The organism is Allobosea sp. 10L422, assembly GCF_056395345.1.
Genome location: NZ_JBFTJI010000005.1, coordinates 217,445 through 240,661 on the forward strand (window position 1 = coordinate 217,445; position 23,217 = coordinate 240,661).

At 65.4% G+C, this 23,217-nt stretch carries 18 protein-coding genes; 7 read left to right on the plus strand and 11 right to left on the minus strand.

Features of this window, described 5'->3' with window-relative positions; genetic code table 11:
* Positions 1–137 precede the first annotated feature (137 nt).
* Positions 138–1,865 carry a Na/Pi cotransporter family protein gene (locus tag AC1DEZ_RS12820; protein WP_441509386.1) on the plus strand — a complete coding sequence of 576 codons (1,728 nt, stop codon included), beginning with the start codon at positions 138–140 and terminating at the stop codon, positions 1,863–1,865.
* Positions 1,866–1,874: 9 nt separating this feature from the next.
* On the opposite strand, the gene AC1DEZ_RS12825 is transcribed toward AC1DEZ_RS12820, so the two are convergent.
* Positions 1,875–2,195 (minus strand): YnfA family protein, encoded by a 321-nt coding sequence (locus AC1DEZ_RS12825; RefSeq protein ID WP_441509385.1) that lies wholly within the window; start codon positions 2,193–2,195, stop codon positions 1,875–1,877.
* Positions 2,196–2,319: 124 nt separating this feature from the next.
* On the opposite strand from AC1DEZ_RS12825, the gene AC1DEZ_RS12830 reads away from it, so the two are divergent.
* Positions 2,320–3,543, plus strand: coding sequence for a TIGR03862 family flavoprotein (locus AC1DEZ_RS12830; protein ID WP_476779778.1), 1,224 nt, complete (start codon positions 2,320–2,322; stop codon positions 3,541–3,543).
* Positions 3,544–3,598: 55 nt separating this feature from the next.
* Positions 3,599–3,967 (plus strand): hypothetical protein, encoded by a 369-nt coding sequence (locus tag AC1DEZ_RS12835; protein WP_476779779.1) that lies wholly within the window; start codon positions 3,599–3,601, stop codon positions 3,965–3,967.
* A gap of 6 nt (positions 3,968–3,973) precedes the next feature.
* Here AC1DEZ_RS12835 and AC1DEZ_RS12840 read toward each other — a convergent pair whose 3' ends face one another.
* A complete protein-coding gene (locus AC1DEZ_RS12840) occupies positions 3,974–7,369 on the minus strand; it encodes a class I SAM-dependent DNA methyltransferase (RefSeq protein ID WP_441509382.1) in 3,396 nt (1,131 codons plus the stop codon).
* Between the two features lie 159 nt (positions 7,370–7,528).
* On the opposite strand from AC1DEZ_RS12840, the gene uvrB reads away from it, so the two are divergent.
* A complete protein-coding gene (gene uvrB / locus AC1DEZ_RS12845) occupies positions 7,529–10,198 on the plus strand; it encodes an excinuclease ABC subunit UvrB (protein ID WP_476779780.1) in 2,670 nt (889 codons plus the stop codon).
* A gap of 1 nt (position 10,199) precedes the next feature.
* Here uvrB and AC1DEZ_RS12850 read toward each other — a convergent pair whose 3' ends face one another.
* The 9 genes from AC1DEZ_RS12850 to AC1DEZ_RS12890 form a co-directional block, all read right to left on the minus strand.
* Positions 10,200–10,709, minus strand: a complete 510-nt coding sequence (locus AC1DEZ_RS12850) for a hypothetical protein (RefSeq protein ID WP_441509380.1) — start codon at positions 10,707–10,709, stop codon at positions 10,200–10,202.
* Between the two features lie 62 nt (positions 10,710–10,771).
* Positions 10,772–11,797 (minus strand): DUF262 domain-containing protein, encoded by a 1,026-nt coding sequence (locus tag AC1DEZ_RS12855; RefSeq protein WP_441509379.1) that lies wholly within the window; start codon positions 11,795–11,797, stop codon positions 10,772–10,774.
* 1,651 nt (positions 11,798–13,448) lie between these two features.
* Positions 13,449–14,255, minus strand: coding sequence for a class I SAM-dependent methyltransferase (locus tag AC1DEZ_RS12860; protein ID WP_441509378.1), 807 nt, complete (start codon positions 14,253–14,255; stop codon positions 13,449–13,451).
* A 219-nt stretch (positions 14,256–14,474) separates the two neighbouring features.
* The gene (locus tag AC1DEZ_RS12865; protein WP_441509377.1) at positions 14,475–14,924 is read right to left on the minus strand and encodes an NUDIX hydrolase; all 450 of its coding nucleotides are present in this window, start codon (positions 14,922–14,924) and stop codon (positions 14,475–14,477) included.
* Positions 14,925–15,052: 128 nt separating this feature from the next.
* The gene (nhaA, locus tag AC1DEZ_RS12870) at positions 15,053–16,249 is read right to left on the minus strand and encodes a Na+/H+ antiporter NhaA (RefSeq protein WP_441509376.1); all 1,197 of its coding nucleotides are present in this window, start codon (positions 16,247–16,249) and stop codon (positions 15,053–15,055) included.
* An 82-nt stretch (positions 16,250–16,331) separates the two neighbouring features.
* The gene (locus tag AC1DEZ_RS12875; RefSeq protein ID WP_441509375.1) at positions 16,332–16,718 is read right to left on the minus strand and encodes a c-type cytochrome; all 387 of its coding nucleotides are present in this window, start codon (positions 16,716–16,718) and stop codon (positions 16,332–16,334) included.
* A 95-nt stretch (positions 16,719–16,813) separates the two neighbouring features.
* Positions 16,814–17,629, minus strand: coding sequence for an alpha/beta fold hydrolase (locus AC1DEZ_RS12880; protein WP_441509374.1), 816 nt, complete (start codon positions 17,627–17,629; stop codon positions 16,814–16,816).
* Positions 17,630–17,939: 310 nt separating this feature from the next.
* On the minus strand, positions 17,940–18,638 hold the full coding sequence (locus AC1DEZ_RS12885; RefSeq protein WP_441509373.1) for a flavin reductase family protein: 699 nt from the start codon (positions 18,636–18,638) through the stop codon (positions 17,940–17,942).
* On the minus strand, positions 18,635–19,342 hold the full coding sequence (locus AC1DEZ_RS12890) for a GntR family transcriptional regulator (protein ID WP_441509372.1): 708 nt from the start codon (positions 19,340–19,342) through the stop codon (positions 18,635–18,637). Before AC1DEZ_RS12890 ends, AC1DEZ_RS12885 begins: the two co-directional genes overlap by 4 nt.
* A gap of 238 nt (positions 19,343–19,580) precedes the next feature.
* Here AC1DEZ_RS12890 and AC1DEZ_RS12895 point away from each other — a divergent pair, with 238 nt between their 5' ends.
* From AC1DEZ_RS12895 to AC1DEZ_RS12905, 3 genes are all read left to right on the plus strand, one after another.
* Complete coding sequence (locus AC1DEZ_RS12895; RefSeq protein WP_441509371.1) at positions 19,581–21,149, plus strand: ABC transporter substrate-binding protein; 1,569 nt, start codon at positions 19,581–19,583, stop codon at positions 21,147–21,149.
* Positions 21,150–21,275: 126 nt separating this feature from the next.
* Positions 21,276–22,268 carry an ABC transporter permease gene (locus tag AC1DEZ_RS12900; protein WP_441509370.1) on the plus strand — a complete coding sequence of 331 codons (993 nt, stop codon included), beginning with the start codon at positions 21,276–21,278 and terminating at the stop codon, positions 22,266–22,268.
* The gene (locus AC1DEZ_RS12905; RefSeq protein ID WP_441509369.1) at positions 22,258–23,211 is read left to right on the plus strand and encodes an ABC transporter permease; all 954 of its coding nucleotides are present in this window, start codon (positions 22,258–22,260) and stop codon (positions 23,209–23,211) included. The genes AC1DEZ_RS12900 and AC1DEZ_RS12905 overlap by 11 nt, the downstream gene beginning before the upstream one ends.
* Positions 23,212–23,217: the final 6 nt, after the last annotated feature.

Consider the following 23,217-nt stretch of genomic DNA (forward strand, 5'->3'; position numbering starts at 1 on the left):
GGAAATCGCTCACATATGCGGCAGGAAACTGCCGCATTCTCAGCACTTTCACTGCTTATATCTGTTGAGTTGGCTAATCAAAAACTGTTAGATTCGGCCTGTCATCGTCACCTGAATCGGGAAAAGACCGCACAAAAATGGCCACGGGCGAGAGCGCAACCAATATCCTGATCCATCTGGCGGGCGGCGTCGCGCTGCTGATCTGGGCGGTCAGATTGGTGCGAACCGGCGCGATGCGCGCCTTCGGCTCGCAGCTCAGGCACGCCCTGCAGAGTTTCACACGGAATCGCTTCGCCGCCTTTGGCAGCGGCGTCGTCGTGACCATGGTGCTGCAGAGCTCGACGGCAACGACGCTCCTGGTCTCCTCCTTCGCCGGTCAGGCGCTGATCGGCTCGGCCATGGCGCTCGCCGTGCTGCTCGGCGCCAATCTCGGCACGGCGCTCGCCGCCTTCGTCATCTCGATGGATCTCGGCTGGCTCTGGGGCCTCTGCATCGCCATCGGCGTCGCCATGTATCTTTCGAGCGAGGCGATGGAGCGGCCGCGCAATATCGGCCGCGTCCTCGTCGGCATCGGCCTGATTCTGCTCTCGCTGATCGAGCTGAATACGGCGGCGGCCCCGCTCGCCCAATCGCCGACCTTCCGGGTTGTCCTCGGCGCTCTCGGCAGCGAGCCGCTGCTCGCCGTCCTCGTCGCCATCGCGGCGACCTGGATGGTGCATTCCAGCATCGCGATCATCCTGCTGGTCGCGACCTTCGCGGCGTCGGGCCTGTTCCCGCCGGCCACCGCGCTGACGCTGGTCATCGGCGCCAATCTCGGCAATGCGCTGATCCCGGTGCTCGACCAGCTCGGCGCGCCCGCAGCCCAGCGCCGCGCCGCCGTCGGCAACCTGCTGACGCGCCTCCTGCTGGCGCTGGCCGTCATCCCCTTCGTCGGCCCGCTCTCGGCCTGGCTCACCAGCCTGCCGATCACCGGCCAGCGTTTCGCCATCGAGTTCCATGTCGGGCTGAATCTGGTCGGCGCGCTGATCTTCCTGCCCTTCGTCGGGCCGATCGCCGCCCTGGTCGAGCGTTTCATGCCCGGCAAGCAGGAGAAATCCGAGGCGGTGACGCCGCGCTATCTCGACCCCAACGCCCTCGACAGCCCGACCGAGGCGCTCGCCGGCGCGATGCGCGAGGCGCTGCGGCTGGGCGACCGCGTCGAGGCCATGCTGCGCGACACGATGACCCTGCTGGAGAAGGACGAGCTCAAGCTCTCCCGCGCCATCGCCCAGGCCGATGACGGCGTCGACACCATCCACGAGTCCATCAAGCTCTATCTGGTCAAGGTCTCGCGCAACGAGCTGACCGAGGAGGAGAGCCGCCGCTTGTTCGAGATCATCACCCTGATCACCAATCTCGAGCATATCGGCGACATCATCGACAAGAACCTGCGCGAGCTCGCCGAGAAGAAGATCCGCAAACGCTACAGCTTCTCGCCTGAGGGGCTGGCCGAGATCCGCGATTTCCATCAGCGCGTCGCCTCGGCGCTGGCGCTGGCGCTCAACGTCTTCGCCACCCGCGACATCGTGCTCGCCCGCCAGCTCTTCGCCGACAAGGCGGCGATGCGCGAGGCCGAGCGGCATGCCGCTGACAGCCATTTCCAGCGCCTGCGTTCGGGCCGGCCGGAATCGATCGAGACCAGCGCGATCCATCTCGACATCATCCGGGACCTCAAGCGCATCCACGGCCATGTCGTCTCGATCGCCTATCCGATCCTCGAGAGCGCCAACGAATTGCGCGAAAGCCGCCTGCGCGAGAACAAGGAAGCGGCGCGCAACCGTGAGACGCCGGCCGTGCTCGTCCCCGCCCCGCATTCGGGCAGGTGATCCACCGCCCTACCGCGGCGCTGCCAGGATAATCGCGGCGCCGGCGAGGCAGATGGCGCCGCCGGTCAGGTCCCAACGATCCGGCCTGACGCCCTCGACGGCCCAGAGCCAGCCCAGCGAGGCGGCAATGTAGACCCCGCCATAGGCGGCGAAGGCGCGCCCTGCCGCCGCGCTCTCCACCAGCGTCAGCAGCCAGGCGAAGAGCCCGAGCGACACCAGCCCCGGCAGCAGCCACCAGACCGGCTTGCCGAGCCTGAGCCAGCCCCAGAAGGCGAAGCAGCCGGCGATCTCGAAGAACGCGGCGCCGATATAAGCGGCTATAGTGGGCATGGAGCGTCCTGGTGGGGCTTCTCGCGGCGGGAGCGCCAGTCTAAAGCCAAGCCTTGCGGAAACAACGCTGTCCTGGATCTCCGCTTCGCTCCGTCCGGGATGATGCCTCAGGATGCGAGAGCCCATGCCCGACATCGCCATCATCGGCGCCGGCCCCGCCGGACTGATCGCCGCCGAGCGGCTGGCAGAGGCCGGGCATCGCGTCACGATTTATGAGCGCATGGCCTCCCCGGCCCGCAAGCTCCTGCTCGCCGGGCGCGGCGGCCTGAACCTCACCCATTCCGAGCCGTTCGACGCCTTTCTCAGCCGTTATCGCGAGGCGCAGGGCTGGCTGGAGCCGGCGCTGCGGGCCTTCCCGCCACAGGCCTTGCGCGACTGGGCCGATGCGCTCGGCGCCGAGACCTTCATCGGTTCGAGCGGCCGCGTCTTTCCGCGCGCGATGAAGGCCTCGCCGCTGCTGCGCGCCTGGCTGCGGCGTCTCGAAGGGTTGGGCGTGACGCTCGCGTCGGGCCGGCTCTGGACCGGCTGGGACGTGGATGGCGCCCTGAACTTTCGCCTTGCGAGCGGCGACATGGAGCTTGTCCGCCCCGATGCGGCGTTGCTGGCGCTGGGCGGCGCGAGCTGGCCGCGGCTCGGCTCCGATGGCGGCTGGGTGCCTTTGCTGGCCGAGCGCGGCGTCGCTGTCTCGCCGCTCCGGCTGGCAAATGGCGGCTTCGCGGTCGCCTGGTCGCCATTGATGAAGGAGCGCTTCGCCGGCCACCCCCTCAAGCGCATCGTGATCCGTTTCGGCGGCGAGGCAGCCTCTGGCGAGGCGATGATCGATGCTGATGGCATTGAGGGCGGCGCGATCTACGCGCTCTCGGCGCCGATCCGCGAGGCGATCCTGCGCGATGGCGCCGCTGGGATCGCGATCGACCTGCGGCCGGATCTTGCGATGGGCGATCTTGCCATGCGCCTGGCGAAGCGCCGCAAGGGCGAGACGCTGAGCAACCACCTGCGCAAGGCCGGGGGGCTTTCGCCCGTCGCCGCCGCGCTCCTGCGCGAGTCGACTGGTAACGCACTGCCGACTGAACCGGAGGGTTTGGCATCGCTGATCAAGGCCGTGCCGCTGCGCCTCGACGCGCCGATGCCGCTCGCACGCGCCATCTCGACGGCCGGCGGCATCGTTCATAACGAGCTCGATGCCGGCTTCATGCTGAAGCGCCTGCCGGGCGTCTTCGCCGCCGGCGAGATGCTCGACTGGGAGGCACCGACCGGCGGCTATCTGCTGCAGGCGAGCTTTGCGACCGGCGTCGCTGCTGCCGCCGGAATCGCAACTTGGCTACAGGAGGAAGGCCGCACCGGTTGAACCTCTGCCTGCCCCTGGGCGTTGTTTCCAGACCGAAGGAGGGGAGTGTCGTGCGATGATCATGAGGGGAGCGGCTGCGATGCAGCATGTCGACCTCACGCCGCCTGAAACCGTCGCCAAGGCGGCTGCGAAAGGTCTGAGATTGCGCCAGAAGTTTAACCGCGGCGGCACGCAGATCGGCGTCGCGCGCGCCCGCGATCTCAGTCATCGCAGGCCCCTGAGCGAGGAAACCGTGCGTCGCATGGTGAGCTATTTCGCTCGCCACGCTGTCGACTGCCAAGCCAAGGGCTTCGGCGACAAGGACAATCCCTCTGCTGGCTGGATCGCCTGGCTGCTCTGGGGCGGCGACGAGGGCCGCGTCTGGTGCGAGCGCAAGCAGGCGGAACTCGACCGGGCCGAAGGACACGGGCAGAAGCCAGCCTGAGCCCGCTCATCCCGTGGCGCTCAAGCGGCGCGCGAAGCGGCGCCCGCCATCGGCAGTCGAGATTTCGCCGACGCGGGCCAGCGACACCAGGATGCCGCGGATTGCGCGCTCGACCTTGCGGCCCTGCCGGAAGCGCGCGGCGATTGCGGCAGCGTCGAGCGCTGTCGGAGCATAGACGAGAACCGACAGCACGCGGGCGACCCTCTCCACCGGATCGAGCGGGAAGAGCGGCCGCTGCGTGCCAGCCGGCAGCGCAGCAGCCAGCCCTTCCGCCTCGATCTGCTCGCCGCCCCGGCCGGCATCGCCGAAGCGCGGGCGCTGATAGTCCGGTCTCAGCCAGCGCACCATGCCGCGCGCCTCTTCCTGAAGGCGCTGCCGGTTCAGGGCGACGAGCCGCGTCAGCATCTCCTCGGCGGCCAGATCGACCGGCCAGCCATAGGCGGCGGCGACCGCGGCATCGATGGCGTCGTGATGCTCGTCGAGGATCAGAACAAGCCCGCGGTCGCGGATATCGGCTTCGGCCGTCGTCAGGGCGCGGCCGGCGCGGATCGCCTCGCGCACATTGTAGAGCTTGGTCAGGGTGAGATCGGGGTGATCGGCCAGCACCTGTTTGCGCAGCGCGTCCAGTTTCTCCGTGGGTCGGCGGATGGCTTCCTTCTGAAGCTCCGCCGCATCGGGAAGAGGGAAGGGGTCGAAGCAGCGGGATTTCGAGTAGCGCGGGCGATCTTCCAGAGTCGCGCCCTGCGCCAGGCACCAGGTGACGTGGATGCGCGAGGATAGCACGCCGAGATGGAACGCGTCGGATAGCGCCACCGCGACCAGCATGTTGTCGGGCAGGATCGACGCGTCGAGGAACTGGAAGACCCGGTGCTTGGCGGTCTCGACCGTGGCGATATAGCGCTGAAGCGGCGCGAGGACGGGGCGGATTTCATCGCGCGTCCGTCCGAAGAGCCACCATCGTGCCCTGATATCGGCATCCCTGTTGCGGTCACGCTCGACCTTCACGGTCCGGAGCAGATGCTGATAGACCTCCGGGTATTGTTCCCGGACATGGTCGGGCCGCAGCCCATAGAGATCGATGGCCATCGCGCCTCGCGGGCGAGCCATCAGGTCGCGGCCGTTGCGATAGAGGCGGATGTGCTCCTCCAGGCCTGCCCTGCGTCCGAGGCCGAGCGCTTCCGCCTGTTGAGGCGACACGATGAACCCCTTGCCGAACAGCATCATCCCGCGTGAGCTCAGCCCTGCATTGGCCTGCAGGCCCATGGCCTGGCTGGTATCGGTGCCGACCGTCAGATCGGCGTTGATCCGCCCCTCGCATGCGCGCAATTCGATATGAGGCTGGTCGGTGTCGAGCGCCGCCTCGGACGTGACCTCGCAAAGCCTTCCATCACGCCGCCCCGCCTGCGCCACCGTCATCGCGATCCGCACCGCGGCGGTGTCCTTGCCGGCCTTGGTCCAGGGGTGGTCGGGGATCGCCATGACCAGCGAGAGCGGCCGTCGCGCCGCCAGATGCCGCTCGATCGTGCGGCGCTGGAAGAGCTGCGTGATCGAGTTGGTGGTGACGAAGCCGAAACGCCGCAGTTTGGTGTCCGGCCGCGTCAGCAGCTCGGCGGCCCGGTCCCACCAATACATCACGAAATCGGCGCTCTCGTTCATCTGCGGATGCACCGCCCACAGCGCCTCCGCATAGACGTCGGTGAGTCGGCCGCGCAGGTCCTTGCCGCCGATGAAGGGCGGGTTGCCGACGATGAACTCGCTCTCCGGCCATTCCGGAAGGCGCGGATTCGGCAGGAATTCCTTGCCATTGCGCCAGCCCGGGATCGGCCAGTCGTCCCACGACAGAACGGCGTCGCGCTTGTGGATGTGATTGAGCTTTTCGAGGATCGGTTCCTTGGGAGCGAAGCCGCGCGTGCGGAAATGCCATTGCAGATGACCGATCCAGAGCACGAGATCGGCAATGGCGACAGCGCGGCGATTGATCTCCATGCCGAGGAACTGGTGCGGACCTACCGCATGTCGCGCAAAGCCGCCGAGCGATTCGGCACTGCCGAGCTCACTTGCGGCGTCGAGCACCTCGCCTTCGAGCTTCTTCATCAGCTCCTGAGCAACGTGGAGGAAGTTCCCGGTTCCGCAGGCCGGATCGAGCACGCGCGTTCGGCACAGGGCTTCGTGAAAACTTTCGACCAGCGCCAGCGCCTTGTTCGCGTCGCCGCCATCGCGCGCCTGCTGGGCGGCGGCGAGCACCGCCCGCCAATCGTCCCGCAATGGGCCGATCACCGTCTCGACGACAAGCCGCTCGACATAGGCCCGCGGCGTGTAATGCGCGCCCAGCCGGGCGCGCTCCTTCTCGTCGAGCGCCTGCTCCAGCAGCGTGCCGAAGATCGCGGGCTCGACTTCCTTCCAGTCATGCTCGGCGGCGGCGAGCAATTCGCCGATCTCCTCGCGCCCGAGCGGGTAGACCTTGGCGTCCTCGTAAAGCTTGCCGTTGAAGCGCTTCATCCGCTCTCGCACCGAGGTCGAGTAGGAGCCCTTGTCCATCGCCTGCCACAGCTCCGATACCAGCGGCAGGAAGGAGGCGGGGTCGTCGCGACAATCCCGCAGCAATGTCTTGAAGGCGTCCTTGCGGATCAGCCCGACATCCTCGGCGAACATCGTGAACAGGCAGCGCATCAGGAAGAGCGCGACCTCCTCGGGGTCGTGCTCGCGCTCCAATGCCTTGGAGACGGCCGCCAGCCTCTCGGCGATGGCGCGGGTAACGCGCGCCGCATGGCGGGTCGGGTCGAGCGAGAGCGGGTCGGTCCAGACCATCGCGAGGCGGCGACGCACAGCCTCGTCGCGCAGATCGTCGAGATAGACGCGGTAGCGCTGCCGGTCCGGGAACTGGACGTAGTTCTTACCATGCCCGGTGAAGTCGGCGTAGAACTCGAAGCAGTGGCCGACGTCGCAGACGATCAGGAAGGGCGGCCAGCCATGCGGGGCCGGCAGGTCCTTGGCATAGTCCTCCGCCTGGCGCCTGGCGTTGAGCATCAGCACGTCCCAGGCGCGATCGGCCCCGCGCCGGCCGCGCGGTCCCGCCGGCTCCGCGAAGGGCAGGGCGCCCTGTGCCGGCAATATCTCCTTCGCCTGCCCCTTCAGCCGGCTCTGCTTGGCTTCGAGGACGAAGGCGCCCTTTCGGTAAAGATCGATGCGCCCCGTGCTGTGGCCGCCCTGCCCATCGGGAAAGCGCACGGGATACTCGAAGCGATAGGTCACAGCGTCGGAGTCGCTGGTCGGCGGCTGCGGCGGCTCGACGCCGATCAGCCGGCAGAGCTCGCTGAGGAACTGCGCATAGGCGGCGCGCTCCGCTCCCTCCGAAACCCGCCAGCGGGCGATGAAGGTCTCGATTTCATCGCCCGCCGGCACGGACCTACTCCTCAATATGGCCCGTCCTTCAGGTTGTTGGAATCGATTATATACAACTTAAAATAGCAAGACGATCCCCTGTCAACTCCTGTCACCAATCGCGCTGGCGAGGCGCCGCGCCCTCTCGCATCCGCAGCCGTTCCGCCCCATATTGCGGCCATGCCGAAAAGCCCCGACAGCACGACCACCAAGCCGAAGGCCGCGAAGAAGCCGTCGAGCGCCCGCACGCCGAACTCGAAGGCGTCGAAGCCGGAGCTGAAGCCGCTCGAAGGCTATCTCGCCGATCTGCTGAACCCCGCGATCAACCGCGGCACGGCGGTTCCGGGCGGCGCCTCGGGCTTCAGTGACCAGCCGCAGGCCGGCTACGAGGCCGAGGCCGAGGCCCGCCCCGGCGATGGCGACACCCGGCCGAAGAAGAAGCTGTCGAAGAAGGCCGATTCCGCTTTCGCCGGCGCCGAGGGGGCGGCGGCCGCGACCGCGACTTCGCTGCAGCACCTCCTCGAAACCGGCAGCCCCTTCATCGATCCGGGCAAGGCCTGGACGCCGCATCGCCCGCCGCGCCCCGAGAAATCGGAAGGCGGCATCGCCTTCACGATGAAATCGGAGTTCTCCCCATCCGGCGACCAGCCGACCGCCATCGCCGATCTCGTCGACGGCATCCGCCGTCAGGAGCGCGACCAGGTGCTGCTCGGCGTCACCGGCTCCGGCAAGACCTTCACCATGGCCAAGGTGATCGAGGAGACGCAGCGCCCGGCGCTGGTGCTCGCGCCGAACAAGACGCTGGCGGCCCAGCTTTACGGGGAATTCAAAAGCTTCTTCCCCGACAACGCGGTCGAGTACTTCGTCTCCTACTACGATTATTACCAGCCGGAGGCCTATGTTCCGCGCTCGGACACCTATATCGAGAAGGAATCCTCGATCAACGAGCAGATCGACCGGATGCGCCACGCCGCGACGCGCTCCCTGCTCGAACGCGACGACGTGATTATCGTCGCCTCCGTCTCCTGCATCTACGGTATCGGCTCGGTCGAGACCTATACGGCGATGACCTTCTCGGTGAAGCTCGGCGAGCGCATCGAGCAGCGCCAGCTCATCGCCGATCTCGTCGCCCTGCAATACAAGCGCACGCTCGGCGATTTCGCCCGCGGCACCTTCCGCGTGCGCGGCGATGTCATCGAGCTGTTCCCGGCGCACTATGAAGACCGCGCCTGGCGCATCGGCTTGTTCGGCGACGAGGTCGAGAGCATCAGCGAGTTCGACCCGCTCACCGGCCAGAAGACCGGCGAGCTGGAGTTCATCAAGGTCTACGGCAATTCGCACTACACCACGCCGCGCCCGACGCTGACCCAGGCCGTCAAGTCGATCAAGCAGGAGCTGAAGGCCCGCCTCGACGAGCTCAACCGCATGGGCCGCTATCTCGAGGCGCAGCGGCTCGACCAGCGCTGCACCTTCGACATCGAGATGATCGAGGCCACCGGCTCCTGCAACGGCATCGAGAACTATTCGCGCTATCTCACCGGCCGCAAGCCGGGCGAGCCGCCGCCGACYYTGTTCGARTAYCTGCCCGACAAYGCGCTSGTCTTCACCGATGAGAGCCAYGTCWCSGTSCCGCAGATCGGSGSSATGTACMRGGGCGACTTCCGCCGCAAGGCGACGCTGGCCGAATACGGCTTCCGCCTGCCCTCCTGCATGGACAACCGGCCGCTGCGCTTCGAGGAATGGGACGCGATGCGGCCCCAGTCGGTGCATGTCTCGGCCACGCCCGGCGGCTGGGAGATGGACCAGACCGGCGGCGTCTTCACCGAGCAGGTCATCCGCCCGACAGGTTTGATCGATCCGCCGGTCGAGATCCGCCCGGCCAAGCATCAGGTCGCGGACCTCCTCGACGAGGTCAAGGAGGTCACTTCGAGCGGCTACCGCACCCTCGTCACCGTGCTGACCAAGCGCATGGCCGAGGACCTGACCGAATACCTGCACGAGAACGGTATTCGCGTGCGCTACATGCACTCGGACATCGACACGATCGAGCGCATCGAGATTCTCCGCGATCTCAGGCTGGGCGCGTTCGATGTCCTCGTCGGCATCAACCTGCTGCGCGAGGGCCTCGACATCCCCGAATGCGGCTTCGTCGCCATCTTGGACGCCGACAAGGAGGGCTTCCTGCGCTCTGAGACCTCGCTGATCCAGACCATCGGCCGCGCCGCGCGCAATGTCGACGGCAAGGTCATCCTCTATGCCGATCACATCACCGGCTCGATGGAGCGGGCGATGGCGGAGACCAATCGCCGCCGCGAGAAGCAGGTCGCCTATAACGAGGCCAACGGCATCACGCCGCAGACGATCAAGCGCGCCATCGGCGACATCCTCGGCTCGGTCTATGAGCGCGACCATGTCACGGTCGACAAGGGGCTGGTGGCGCCGGCCTCGGGCCACAACCTCAAGGCCGCGATCGCCGATCTCGAGAAGCGCATGCGCGAGGCCGCGGCCGATCTCGAATTCGAGACCGCCGCGCGTCTGCGCGACGAGATCAAGCGCCTGCAGGCGACGGAGCTGGCGATCTCGGACGACCCGCTCGCCCGCCAGAGCGATGTCGAGGCCTCCGCCGGCAAGTACAAGGGCGAGCGCTCTTACGGCTCCAGCGCCAACCTGCCGCCGACCCGCGCGCGGAAACCGACCGACGCCGATATGGGCCCCCATAATTTCGGCGGTGGCGAGGGCAAGCCGAAGAGCGACCCGCTCGCCTCACGCGCCCGCAAGCCGACCCTGGACGAAATGGGCCCGGTGCCGGAATCGCGGCCGAAGGGCGCGGGAGAGAGGCGGAGGAGGTAGGCTACTTCGCCATCAGCTTATTCGCCGCCGAAGCTAGGATCTTTGCGCGCTCGTCGATGAATTTTTCAAAGTCGTCATCGAATATAGATATAGGTATGAGATTTCCAGGGAGTGTTTTTTCAACGTTGTCGGCGAGCCTTGGCTTGTATTGAGATGGTTGAAGGCTGCCGACCTTTTTGTTGTCAGCAGCAGATAAGATGCAAAAATTTGCAAGAGCATTTATTCTTACGGAGTCGATTCCCTTTGATCGCAGGAAGGCCTGAGGATAAAGATGGTGAAACTCTGCTCGATTTCCGGCAGTGAGGACTTTTGAGATATTAATACTATTGCCATTTACAATAGATTTTGGGTTTTGATGGCTAAGGAGCAAAACAAAAACGCGTGTATCGACCGTTCCGATAATGAATCGACGATCCTTGAAGTAGCTCTCGCTTATAGGCGCGTCGAAATTTCCGAGCGTGCTATCTCCTTCCGCACGAAGGGTTTTCGCTCCGCTGATGTCGGCTTCCAAATTGCGTTTGGTCGCGCTGCTGTACCGCCGAGAGAATGCCGATCGCCAAAACCATTGCTTAATTACGTCGGATTGCTTGCGGTAAGCGAAAGTTGCTCTCCTTCCGGCCCTTCAAAGAAGGCCGTAAGAGGAATCAGCATTGTTGGATAAGGCAGGTTGCCTAGTCGCTGGATTCCGAAGTTTTGCTTAAGAAAATCGATAGACGCTTTGATGCCTTTCTTTATTCGAGGCAATGTGTCTCTAACGGTTGCTCCATCGACGAGTAGAAGGCTTTCCGGGCTTTCCTTGCCTAGCAATACTGCCGCTGCGCATCTAAGGAGCAAATCGGTATCGTCTCCGATTGACTCAAATCCAAAAGGCTCAAGCTCGTCGGCGAGTTCTTCGAACTGCTGTTTAAGCTCGAAATCTTCACTCCATGTCCAAGCTGTGAGAAGCTGAAACGTATCGAGCGGAATTCCTTTGCGATTGATGCGTTCAAATACGATTGCGATTTTTTGCTTTTCTTCCGTTTCCATCAGAAAATACGGAAATTGCGCCTGCTGGAAGCGTTTCTGTAGATCGTCTAAACGAGCGCTCAATTCATCGCTAAAATTTCGCGTTGTTCTTCTATAAGAAGTTGAATCGAAGATAATCTTGAGCGGAAAGTGCCTCTCAGGGTCGACTTCGGGAGGATCGAGCGCGATAAACTGAGAGTTCTGCGCGTTCTCGGGCGCTTGCATATCAAAATAAATATCCTTCCAATCTATGATGTTGGTTCTTGGAAGGTCATTTGCGAAAACACCCAAAATCGACGTTAGCCTTTGCTGCCCGTCGAGGACATAATCAATAGGGTAATCAGCTTCTGGCTTCGGTATCTCAAAGGGCCCTAAGTTCCTCTCTTGCGTGAGTTTTATTTTTGTTCGCCAGAGTAGGACGCTCCCGAATGGATAATCTTTATAGATGCTGTCCATAAGAAAGGCTACATCGTCCGGCGTCCAGACAAACCCACGTTGAAACGCGGGTATGCGAAGTTCGCCCCTTTTCAGTTTTCCAACAATGTCCTCAATAAAGAGATGAGCCACTAATCGCCCCGCTGATTCGAAATGCATTTCCGCTCAATTGGAGGTTGTGGGGTGAAGGCCGTCAAGAGGCTCCCGCATGACCGTCCCCTGCACCTCCACCTCCACCTCCACCTTCGTCTACGCCTCGCGCGATCTCGAACAACCTCGCTGCGCGATGCAATGAAGCGCGGAGAACCCCTCTCCCGGATGGGGGCGGGGCAGGGGTGAGGGACTGCCGCTGATCGTCAAGCCGCAACGGAGCCGCTGCGCCTTCTACGGATAGGGCGCGCCCTCATCCGGCGCTCCGCATCACCTTCTCTCCTGCGGGAGAAGGATAGCGTCGCGGTGCATGCGCTCTGCCGTCATGCTCGGCCTTGTGCCGAGCATCCACGTCTTGCGGCGTTGATGACGGGCGCCCCCATCGGGAATGCGTCGCTCGGCCAGGGCAAAGACGTGGATGGTCGGGACGAGCCCGACCATGGCGGAGGAGGCGCCATCGCTTATCCTCCCGCCATGACATCCCCTCCACCTTCGTCTACGCCTCACGCGATCTCGAACGACCTCGCTGCACGCGATGAGTTGAGGCGCGGGGAACCCCTCTCCCGCAGCGTAGTCGGCTGTTGCCGACTACGCCACTTGAAGTGTTGATCTCGGGCAACCCCGAGGTCAGTGAGAGGGGCAGGGGTGAGGGGCCGCCGCTGACTACCAGAGCGCAACGGAGCCGCTGCGCCTTCTATGGATACGGCACACCCTCATCCGGCGCTCCGCGCCACCTTCTCCCATCCGGGAGAAGGATAGCGTCGCGGTTCATGTGCTCTGCCGTCATGCTCGGCCTTGTGCCGAGCATCCACGTCTTGCGACGCTGATGACGGGCGGCCCCATCGGGAATGCCTCGCTCAGCCAGGGCAAAGACGTGGAAGGTCGGGACGAGCCCGACCATGACGGCGGAGGCCCCGTCGCCCATCCTCCGGCGATGACCGTCCCCTCCGGCGTCGCGGTCCCCCGCACGAAACTTGTCCCCGCCTTGCCAAATCGCCCTATCCTCGGCCCACCTCACCCCGAGGGGCGGCCATCCGGAGGCATGCTGCATGGCGGGGTGGGGGCGGCGCCCTGCGGCCGGGTTTGCACCCCGGACTCGGGAGGCTGCGGGGCACCGCCCTGGGGGTACTACGGCCCCTGTGCGAGGAGCTCGCTGGAAGGTTGGGGGCGTCCAGCTTTGACGCGGAGCGGATGACGAGGCGATGAGCCGAACTGATCCGCGAAGCGTCGGGCACGAGGAGACCCCGGCCGGATAAGCGCGGCCCGTGGCTTTCAAATCGCCGGCAAGCGGAGCGCCACGGGGCGTGCGGAAGGTGGCTCAATCCTTCCGCGCCGCGTCCTGGCTCAACGGAAGCGGCCCGATACCTCGCGCCTCGCGGCGCTCCGCTGCCCCTCGATCGCGAACGCCCGCGCGGAAGCGTGGGCGGGTGAAAACACGCGCGTCATTCTCGGGCGACCGGCGGGAGACCCGGGAATCTCAGGCCGGAACAGCCTGCGGGAGACTCCTTGCCCGGAGATGCCCGGGTCAAGGCCGGGCATGACGCGAGCGGCAAGCCCGGGCGTGAGACGGGAGGGAGGCCCGGGTGTGATGCGACAACAAATACATCGATCGCCGCCAGCGCGTCCGGTCGGGCGCATGGTGATCCACGCGCGGTCCCTCTCAGGGGGAGATGCCCTGCACCGCCCAGGCGCGCGCCTCCAGCGGGATCGTGCCGTCGGAGGCGAAGCACAGGCTTTCGCGCAGCCGCTGCCGCAGCAGTTCGCGCGCGGCCAGTGACAGATTCGCGCAATAGCCGGGCGCCGGGCCGGTGCCGAGCGTGAAGGGTTGCCAGAAATCGTCGAAGCTGCGGAACAGCGTCGGCACGGAGATCGGCTCGCAGGCGATGTCGATCAGCCCGGCGGCGGCGGCGAGTTCCGTCAGCCCCTCAGGCGTGCAGAAGGGAAAGCGCCTGTCCACGGCCAGGTCCGTCGCCTGCGGGTCGAGCGCCGTCGCCGCGGTCCAGAAGGCGTGCACGAATTGTGGGGCTCCGCCCGGATAGTCCCAGACATAGAAGCTGACGAGCCCGCCCGGCCGCACGGCGCGGCGCATCTCGGCCAGCGCCTTGCCCCGGTCAGGCACGAAGTTGAGCATCAGCCCCGAGCCGACGGCGTCGCAACTCGCGGTCTCGACCGGCAGCGCCTCGGCGCTGCCCTGCCGGAAGCTGACGCGCCAGTTGGTGATGCGCTCGCGCGCCAGTGCCAGGAGCCCCTCCGAAGGGTCGATCCCGATGATGCTGACCGGCACGGCGCCGCCGAGCAGCGCCTCGGTCAGCGCGCCGGTGCCGCAGCCGACATCGAGCCATTCGAAGCCGGGCAGGGGATTGAGCCAGTCGACGAAAAGAGGCGCGAGCTCGCGGCTCCAGCGCCCCATATAGCGATCGTAATTCTCGCCGGCCTGCCATGCGTCATGGCGAGTCTGGTCGGGCATTCTTTGGCCCTTTGGTCCGGAAAGGCTGACTTTACGTCATTTGGGCAGATTCTGCCAGTTGAAGATGTGTTGCAGCGCGCAAGCGGCGATGCCTCGGCGGAATCTACACGAATTCGTTTCCGTTTTTTATTGGCTTCAACTTATTCGCGAGCCGTGCCATCAGAACGATATGCCGTATTCGAGGTGGACGCGGCTGCGCTCATGCATCGAGAGGCGGCCTCACGCCGCCAAAGCGGGCAGGCGTTCCAGCTTGCGGATGGCCGTGCTGAGCTCCGGCTCGTCGACGAGATCGGCGGCGTCGGCCAGTTTGAACCAGTGCAGGTCGCGCTGATGCTGCTCGGAGAAGTTCTCGAACTGCTCCTCGACCTCGAGCAGATAGAGATTGACCTCGCAGAGCACGAAATGGTCGCTCATGCGCTTCCAGTAATTGTAGCGCCCCGCCGGCTCGCTGCTGATGCGGCCGACGACGCCGGCCTCCTCGAAGGCCTCGCGGGCGGCCGCGTCATGATCCTTCAGGCCCTTCATGGGCCAGCCCTTAGGCACGATCCACCGGCGCGTCGTGCGCGAGGTGACGAGCAGGATCTCCCGCGAGCCGTCGGCAGCGTGGCGGATCGGCATGGCGGCGATCTGCGACCGCTTCTCCCCCGGTTTCCGCTTGGCCTTCTTCATCGGCTCTGGACGCTCCTCGCTGCTTGCGGGCTCGCTCCGGCTACGAATCGGGAATGGCTGCCGGACCGAATAAATATTGCATCGCTGCGCGAAAATGGAAGAGGCGTTCTGCCAAAAAGGTGAACAGATCAGCCTTGCTTCTTGTGCATAACCTCGCCCGGACAAAGCCTTAGCAGCAGCCAGCCGCCGATGCCGGAGAGCAGCGAGCCGGCCAGGACACCGATCTTGGTCTGGTTTTGGAGCGCCTCGGAATCCGGGAAGGCGAGCAGGCCGATGAAGAGGCTCATGGTGAAGCCGATGCCGCAGAGCAGGGCGATGCCATAGAACTGCGGCCAGGAGGCGCGAGCCGGCAGATCGGCGAGGCCGGCGCGGATCGCTAGCCAGCCGAAGCCGAAGACGCCGACCTGCTTGCCGAGGAACAGGCCGAGCATGATGCCGAGCGGCACCGGCGCGGCGAGCGTCGCGAGCCCGAGGCCGCTGAAGGAGACGCCCGCATTGGCGAAGCCGAAGACGGGGATGACCAGGAAGGCGACATAAGGGTGGAGCCCGTGTTCGAGCTTGTGCAGCGGCGATGCGGCGTCATCGGGCCGGGCCGGGGAAGGCTTCAGCGGGATGGTCAAGGCCAGCGCGACACCCGCCAGCGTCGCATGCACGCCGGACTTCAGGGTGAAGTACCAGAGCGCCGCGCCGAGCAGGAGATAGGGCACCAGCCGCGTCACGCCGAAGCGGTTCAGCGCCGTCAGGACGACAAGCGTCGCCGCGGCGAGGCCGAGATACAGGCCCGACAGCTCGGCAGTGTAGAAGATCGCGATGATGATCACCGCGCCGAGGTCGTCGAGGATGGCGAGTGCCGTCAGGAAGACCTTGAGAGAGGCCGGCACGCGCGGCCCGAGCAGCGAGAGCACGCCGAGCGCGAAGGCGATGTCGGTCGCCGTCGGGATCGCCCAGCCCCGCAGGCTTTCCGGTGAGCCGAGGTTGAAGGCGAGGTAGAACAGCGCCGGCGCGATCATGCCGCCGAGCGCGGCGAAGCCGGGCAGCACCCGCCGCCCCCAGCTGGAAAGCTGGCCGTCCAGCATCTCGCGCTTGATTTCGAGGCCGACGAGCAAGAAGAACACCGCCATCAGCGCGTCGTTGATCCAGTGCAGGACGGAGAGGCCGAGCATATAGCTCTTCAGCGCGCCGAAATAGAGCGGCGCCGCTGGCGAGTTGGCGATGACGAGCGCAAGCGCCGCTACCGCCATCAGGATGATGCCGCCGGCGGCCTCGCTGCGCAGGAAGTCCCGCAATGCGGAAAGGGGTCTCGTCCGGGGGGCGGGGCCGGCCATCGGGCTCTCCTCTGTCGATCAGGCAGAAGGAGATACGACAGGCCGGCGCCGAAGGCCAAATTCGCTGTCGTCGCAGCGCGGTTCAGAGCTTCCGGCCGTCCTTGTCGAATTGCTTGAGGAAGACGATCAGATCCTTGATCTCCTTCTCGCTCTTGATGCCCGCGAAGATCATCTTGGTGCCGGGGATCTTGGCCCTGGGATCCTTGATGTAGTCGGTGAAGGTGGCCTCGTCCCAGGTCAGGCCGGAAGTCTTGTTGGCGGTCGAATAGCTGTAGGCTTCGACCGCGCCCGAATGCCGGCCGATGAGGCCGTTGAGCTCGGGGCCGACGAGGTTGCGCGCGCCTTCGCCGATCTGGTGGCAGGCGCGGCATTTGTTGAAGGATCGCTCGCCGGCAGCGGCGTCCTGCGCTGCGGCAGGCTGCGCGAAAAAGGGCAGGATGAGGAGGAGGCTCGGGAGAATCACGCGCATGGGCAGGTCTTTCGACTTGGAGGCGTTCTCATTTAGCCCGAAGCCGCGCGGCGCCGCATGGGCCATTTCGCCGCGCCGTTGCTCCAGGTTCGGCCTCAGAGTTCGCCGATCCACTCCGCCACGGTCGCCGTGAAGGCGTCCGGCCGCGACACCGGGAACAAATGCCCGCCGGTCTCCATGATCGCCCGGCGGCAGCCGGGCAGAGCGGCAGCGAGCGCTTCCTGATGGTAGACGGGGACGACGATGTCGTCGCGCGTGCCGAGGATCAGGATCGGCATCGGCAGCGAGCCGATATCGGCCGAGCCGTCGAAGGCGAGGAGGGCGTTGAGCCGCTCGCGGGTCACGATCTTCGCGTGCTCGCTGACCGGGGCCGCTTCCAGCGCATCGTCATAGACGTGCCAATTCTGCTCGATCCAGCGTGGCTGATAGCCGCTGAGCACCGAAATGGCGGCATAGGCGTAGGGGTCCGCCTCGAGGATTGCGAGGCGCGCCCCGAACAGCGCGCTCAGGAAACGGCTGGGGGCAAGCCAGCTTGCGCTGAGGATGAGTCCGTCCACGCGCTCCGGCGCGAGTTTGGCGATCATCTGGGCGATGCAGCCGCCGGTGGAATGGCCGAGCACCACGGCGCGCCCCACGCCGGCTGCGTCGAGCACGGCAAGGCTGTCGCGGGCCAGGAGTTCCATGTCGCAGGGAGCATCGCCGCGCGTGCTGGCGCCGATGCCGCGCTGATCGAAGCGGATGACCTGAAAGGAGCGCGACAGCGTCGTCGCGATGTCTTTCCAGAACGCGGCTGTGCCGCTGAGGCCGCTGACCAGAAGAAGCGGCTGCCCATGTCCTTCCTTGAAGGCGTGCAGCGTCGCGCCGTCGGGCGTTTCGACCTTGAAATCGGTGATCTCGGTGGTGGCTGTCATGCGTCACCTCGCGAAAGGCGGCATGCGTTGTTGCGCCTGGCGCGCAGGATCCCGGACATGGCCCCATCCTCCCTGAAAGCTTAGGTCGCCCACCCGCCGGTCGTTCGGCCTTGATCTGGCCGATAGGACCGGTTCGTGCGAGGATGGCGCATCAGGGCCGCACCTGCCATGGCTTGAGCGCAGGGGGCGGGATGTTCCTGGCGCAGGTCGAATAGACCAAAGACTAATTGGCCTGCGTCTAGTGCATGGCTTTGTGCCTTATCGCCGCAAGCCATTCTGCCGAGCAGGGAAGAGGCTTGGCGTACAGGTGTCAGCGACGCCGGTTCGCCGCTGCCGGATCCTCGCGCCAGGTCGTCACGGACATGGTCGGCAGGTCGAAATAGTCGCGCGTGGTCGCGTAGCCATGTCCGCCCATGCGGCCGACGGCATCGAGCGCGGCCGGGTCGACATAGAGCTTCTGCGGATCGACCGCGTCGGCGCGGAAATGGGCGTAGACGACCTCGCCGAGAATGATTTCGCGCGAATTGCCGATGCCGAGCGTCGTGTGGTGCCGGCATTCGAAGGCTGCCGGCGCCTGTCCGATCCACGGGCAGGGCACCTTGACGCCGGGCATCGCGGTCAATCCGGCTTCGGCCAGTTCGTCGGCGCCGGGCTCGAAGGGCACCGCGCAGACATTCATGCCTTCCAGGAGCGCGTCCGAGACGATGTTGACGGTGAAGGCCAGGGTCTGCCTGACATTGCGGCCGGTGTCCTTCTGCGCCCCGGTCGGTCGGTATTCGACCCCGAGCGCGAGGATGGCCGGGTCGGCGGACAGGCAGTTGAAGAAGGAGAAGGGGGCAGCATTGACCGTGCCGTGCTCGTCGACCGTGGTCACCAGCGCGATCGGGCGCGGCACGACGGCGCCGATCAGCAGCTTGTAGCGCTCGCGCGGGGTCAGCGCTGCGAAGTCGAAGGTGACGATGCCGGGGGCAGTTTCGGCGCGCGGCTGTCCGGTCGGGTGGGCGGTCACGATGGGGTCAATCCTTCGCTGCGGGCGTAGGGGGCGAGCACGTCGCGGATGTCCCGCTCGACGCGTGGCGTCAGCAAGGCGCGGGTCACGACGGCGCGCAGATGGTGGTCCATGAGATCGGCGGCGCGGGCGGCATCGCCGGAGCGCAGGGCCTCGATCAACTGGCGGTGCTCGGAGACCGCGCATTCGCTGGAGTGCGGGCGGCCGTAGATGGCCAGGATCAGCGAGCAGCGCGACGATGCTTCCTGGACATAGCGCAGCAGCAGCGCATTGCCGGTCATCGTTGCGAGCTTGATGTGGAACTCGCCGGAGAGGCGGATCGATTCCGGCCCGTCCTGTTCATGCGCCTTCTCTTCCTGCTCGACATGGGCTTCGAGCTCGGCCGCCTGGGACGCCGTCAGGCGCCCGGCCAAGTTCTCCGCGACCAGCCGCTCCAGCCCGCGCCGGACCTCGAAGACGTCGCGCGCTTCTTCCAGAGTCGGATAGGCGACGGAGGCGCCGCGATTGGGCTTGAGTTCCACCAGCCCTTCGACGGCGAGGCGCCCGAAGGCCTCGCGCACCAGCGTGCGGCTGACCCCGAGCTGCTCCCCGATCGAATCCTCCGGCAGCTTCACGCCGGGCTTCAATGCCTGCTCGATGATCGCGCGCCGGAGCGCCCTGTATACGGATTCCGCCCGCAGAACCGGCGTACGACGCTCGCCCATCTCCGCTTTCCCTCGTCCTGATCTGACCATTTGCGGGGGCGTCAATGTCACGATCGCGGGCTCCGATCCAGTTTCTGCTTGTGTTCAATAATTGCATACAATACGATATTTTCATCGTATGCAAGTTTGTTCAATAATCGCACACGAGATGGCGATCAAAACGCCACGGTGCCCAAACAGGCGGCAACGACGATCCGGGCCCGCTACGGCGGGGTCGAACACAAAAGGGGAGAGTTGGATGAAGAAGGCCTGGTTACTGGCGGCCGTTGCCGCTTTCGCCCTGACGGGAGCCGCCGAGGCGAGGACGCTGAAATGGGGGTCGGCGCGCGAAATCGCCTCGCTCGATCCCTACTCCTTCGGTGAGACCTTCACCCTGTCGGTGCTGAACCATGTTTATGAGGGGTTGGTGCGCTACACCGGCGACCTCAAGATCGAGCCGGCGCTGGCGGAGTCGTGGGAGACGGTGTCGCCGACGATCTGGCGCTTCAAGCTGCGCCAGGGCGTCAAGTTCCACAACGGCAATCCCTTCACGGCCGATGACGTCATCGCCTCGCTGGCGCGCGTCACCCATCCCGACTCCCCGCTCAAGGGCAATTTGCCGGCCTATAAATCCTCGAAGAAGATCGACGACTACACCGTCGAGATCGAGGTCAACGGCCCCTATCCGCTGCTCCTCAACGACCTCACCAACATCTTCATCTTCGACAAGGAGTGGATGGAGGCCAACAACTCGCTGCTCCCCACCGATTCCGGCAAGGGCGTGAAGGGCTATGCCACCGACAACGCCAACGGCACCGGCCCGTTCTTCGTCGAAAGCCGCCGCGCCGACTCCAAGACCGTCTTCGCAAAGAACCCGAACTGGTGGGACAAGCCGAAGCACAACATCGATAAGATCGAGTTCACGCCGATCACCTCGTCCTCGACGCGGGTCGCGGCCCTGCTGTCCGGCGAGATCGACTTCACCAACGTCGCCCCGCTGCAGGACCTGCCGCGCCTGTCCGCCTCCCCGGATGTCAAGGTGCTGCAGACCAACGAGCTGCGCTCGGTCTTCTTCGCCTTCAACCTGACCGACAAGCTCTTCGAGAGCGACGTGAAGGACAAGAACCCCTTCAAGGACATCAAGGTGCGCGAGGCGCTTTACCGCGCCATCGACATCGATGCCGTCCAGAAGCGGGCGATGCGCGGTCTCTCGCGCAACACCGGCGCGCTCGTCGCCCCCGCAATCCCCGGCTACGAGCCCTCGCAGGACGAACGCCTGCCCTTCGACCTGAACGGCGCCAAGAAACTCCTGGCGGATGCCGGCTATCCCAACGGCTTCTCCTTCCAGCTGAACTGCCAGAGCGACTCCCTCGTCAACGAGGAGGAGTTCTGTCAGGCGGTCGCCTCGATGTGGGCGCGCGCGGGCCTGAAACCCAATCTCAGCATGGCCCCGCGCAGCCAGCAGGCGCCGAAGCGCGTCAAGGGCGATTTCGACGTCATTTCCTTCGGCTGGGCCAACGAGCCGATGATCGACGCCTATTCGCTGCTGGTGCAGGTGATGCGCTCGAAGAGCGGCACGGGCGGCGTCTTCAACTGGGGCAATTGGGGCGATCCGCGCATCGACGCGCTGATCGACAAGGCCGGTGTCGAACTCGACACGCCCAAGCGCATCGAGCTGATGAAGGAAGCGCTCAAGATCGCCAAGGCCGAGCACCTCTTCATCCCGCTGCACCAGCAACCGATGGCCTGGGCGATGCGTTCGACCGTGGCCTCGACCGTGCAGGCCTCGGACAACAAGCCGCGCCTCTGGCTGACCATGATGAAGTGAGGCAGGCGCGACGTCATGGCCGGGCTTGACCCGGCCATCTCGGAAACCAGCGCCCTCTCGTCCTGAGATTCCCGGGGTCTTCGCTCTGCGAAGCCCGGGAATGACGCCGGAACGCAGGAGCTTTCCATGCCGGCCTTTCTCTTCAAGCGACTGCTCAACGCCGCCGGCGTCATGCTGGCGGTGGCCTTCCTCGCCTTCCTGATCTTCCGCTTCGTCGGCGATCCCGTCGAGCTGATGCTGAACGAGCAGGCGAGCCAGCAGCAGCGCGACGAGCTGCGCGTCCGGCTCGGCCTCGACAAGGGCTTCGCGATGCAGTTCGCGACCTTTGTCGGCAATGCCGCGCGCGGCGATTTCGGCATCTCCTACCGCAACCAGCAGGACGTCTTCACGCTGATATCGGAGCGCTTCCCGGCGACCTTCGAGCTCGTCCTCGTCGCGACCTTCCTGTCGCTCGCCATCGGCATCCCGCTCGGCGTCTATACCGCCATCCGGCGAAACAGCATTCTCGCCAGGGCGCTGGAGTTCGTCTCGGTGCTCGGCGTTTCGCTGCCGAGCTTCGCGCTCGGCATCCTCTTCATCCTGGTCTTCTCGGTCTCGCTGCAATGGCTGCCGGCCTTCGGCCGCGGCGAGGTCGTTCAGCTCGGCTGGTGGAGCACCGGCTTCCTCACCGCTTCCGGCCGCAAGGCGCTGATCCTGCCCGGCATCACGCTCTCGCTCTTCCAGATCACGCTGGTGATGCGTCTCGTCCGCGCCGAGATGCTCGAGACCATGCGCACCGATTTCATCCGCTTCGCCCGGGCCCGCGGCCTGCCGTCGCGCGCCATCCATTTCGGCCACGCGCTGCGCAACTGCCTGATGCCGGTGATCACCGTCACCGGCCTGCAGATCGGCAATCTCATCGCCTTCGCGCTGGTGACGGAGACGGTGTTCCAGTGGCCGGGCATGGGCATGCTCTTCGTCCAGGCCGTCACCTTCGTCGATATCCCGGTGATGGCGGCCTATCTGATCGTCGTCTCCCTCATCTTCGTCACGCTCAACACGCTGGTCGACCTCACCTATGCCTGGGTCGATCCGCGCCTGCGCGAAGACGCCCTCACGGGAGGCGCCAATGCTCGTTGAGAAGACCCGGCCCGCTGACACCGCCAGGAAACCCGGCCGCCTGCGCCGCTTCCTCGACAGCGACATCGGTTGGAGCTTCTGCCACACCCCGGTCGCCTGGCTCTCGGCACTGGTGCTGGCGCTGCTCGTGCTCAGCGCGCTCTTCGCGCCGCTGATCGCGCCGCAGAACCCCTACGACCTCACCCAGATCTTCATCGACAAGGCGGAGATTCCGCCGATCTGGCAGGAGGGCGGCGAGTGGCCCTTCCTGCTCGGCACCGATCCGCAGGGCCGCGACGTGCTCTCCGCCATCCTCTACGGCTCGCGCATCTCGCTGATCATCGGTTTCTCCGCCGTCGTCGTCTCGATGCTGATCGGCGTCTCGATCGGGCTTTGCGCCGGCTTCTATGGCGGGCGCGTCGACAACCTGCTGATGCGCCTCGGCGATACCGTACTGTCGATCCCGACGCTGCTGATGGCGATCCTGGTCTCGGCGATCTTCCGCGAGATGCTGCCGCCGGCTTTGCGCGAACCCTTCGCCGCCGTGGTGCTGGTGCTCTCGATCGCGCTGACGAGCTGGGTGCAATACGCCCGCACCGTGCGTGCGCTGACCATGGTCGAGCGTCGCAAGGAATATGTGCTGGCAGCCCGGATCATCCGCGTGCCGGCGGCGCGGATCATGGGCCGCCATATCCTGCCCAACACCATGACCCCGGTGCTCGTCTCGGCCACACTCAATCTCGGCCTCGCCATCCTCTCGGAGGCGACTTTGTCCTTCCTGGGGGTCGGCATGCCGATCACCCAGCCTTCGCTGGGTACGCTGATCCGCATCGGCAACCAGTACCTGTTCTCCGGTTCCTGGTGGCTCGTCGTTTTCCCCTCGCTGCAGCTCGGCCTGATCGTGCTCTCGGTCAACCTGCTCGGCGACTGGCTGCGCGATGCGCTCAACCCGAAACTCCGCTGACAAGAA